This is a genomic window from Sphingomonas sp. A2-49 (assembly GCF_025548555.1).
GTDB lineage: Bacteria > Pseudomonadota > Alphaproteobacteria > Sphingomonadales > Sphingomonadaceae > Sphingomonas.
Genome location: NZ_JAJLPA010000046.1, coordinates 1 through 1,566 on the forward strand (window position 1 = coordinate 1; position 1,566 = coordinate 1,566).

A 1,566-nucleotide genomic window follows, 5' to 3' on the forward strand; every position below is an offset into this window, starting at 1 on the left:
AACATTCTCTAGCTGAGGTCCCCTGCAGCAGGGGTGACGTCGGCGATCGCTACTTCATCACTGTTAGCCTTTTCCTGCAACGTCTTTCGTCGGTGATCGATCGACCCGGGGTGCAACAGTCTCTCCGGGGTCATGCGGTGGCTGTCGTCTCGCAGCCTTCATCGTCGCATGCCGCAATGGGGTTGGTTCGTATCGAAGGGTGGTGCTTCAACAACCGTAGCTCGGGGTCATCGCTGCCCCAATGTTCAAAGCGAAGTCACCGGTCCCTCCGCCTCCCGGGAGGATCGTACCGTCCGACGGGACGGATGGCGTGAACTCGTATCAGGCGCGGGCGGCCTGCATCATCTGGCGATGCGGCTCGACCGTCTCGGCCTTGAACTGGAAGTGGGTGCCATCGCGCCACATGTTGAACATGATGGTAGCCAGCTTGCGCGCGACCGCTACCTTGGCCTTGTTGAACCCGACCTTCTTCGCCAGCCTGAGGCCCCAGTCCTTCAGCGACGAGAACGTCTTGGTCGCCGAGAGGAGCACCGTCGCAGCGGTCACCAGATGGGTGCGGGTCAGGCGGTTACCCATCTTGCTGATCTTGCCGTGGGTGAGGCTCTCGCCCGACTGGTAGACGCGCGGCGTGAGGCCGAGATAGGCAGCAACATCGTCGGCGCGGCGGAACCGGGCCGGCTCCTCGATGGCGGTGAAGAACGACAGAGCAGTTAGCGCGCCAATGCCAGGCACTGCCATGAACCGGCGGCACACCGGGTTGGCGGCGGCAAGCATCTCCAGCTCGGTTCCGATCCGTTCTGCGTCGGTCTCGAGCCGCTCACACAAGTCGAGCACCGGCATGATGCGCGGCCGCAGGTTGATGCCTTCGTGATCCTGGATGAGCAGCAGCTGCTGGACGACGCGTTCGTGATAGGTCGCAGCAGCCTTAGCGCCGGGCTCGACCCGCCCGCCATAGACCCGCAGCAGCCCCCGGATCATGTTCTCGTTGGCAAGCCGCTGCTGTACCAGCCGGTGTCGCATGATGAGCTGCGCTCGCACCTCGTAGCAGGCGGCGCTCTTCACATAGACCTCGGTCAGATAGTCGCGACCGGTACGCGTGATCTCGGCGATCCCGCGCGCGTCGTTGCTGTCGGTCTTGTTGCGCTTGAGTGACAGCACACGATGCACCTGGAGCGCGTCCATCACCGCCACCTGATAGCCGAGCCGGCGCAACCCGCCAGACAGATGCACGGACATGGCGCCCGTCTCCATGCCGACAACCGCAACGTTGGAGGTAAAGTTCTTCGCCAGATAGCGGCCGATCTCGGTCGGATGCGTCTTCATCGAGCACTGGTGGACAACCTTGCCGTCGCCATCGAGCACGCACACCGCCGTCGACTTTAGTCCCACGTCGAGCCCGACCCATACGCGGCCGCGGGCCGGGTCAATCTCGGCAGCGACCCGGACCGCCAGGATCTCGGGGTTGGTGATCTTCTTCGTCATCGTGCCTTCTCCTTCCTAGACGCGACGTCATCGTGCGCTTCCTGGCAGGAGAGAAAAGACCTCAGCTAAACCACAACCGGCTTC

The 1,566-nt window shown here is 63.3% G+C and carries 1 protein-coding gene; it reads right to left on the minus strand.

Annotation, left to right across the window (positions count from 1 at the left end):
* Positions 1-321: 321 nt before the first annotated feature.
* Positions 322-1,482, minus strand: a complete 1,161-nt coding sequence (locus LPN01_RS18985; protein WP_262829991.1) for an IS110 family transposase — start codon at positions 1,480-1,482, stop codon at positions 322-324.
* Between the last annotated feature and the right edge of the window lie 84 nt (positions 1,483-1,566).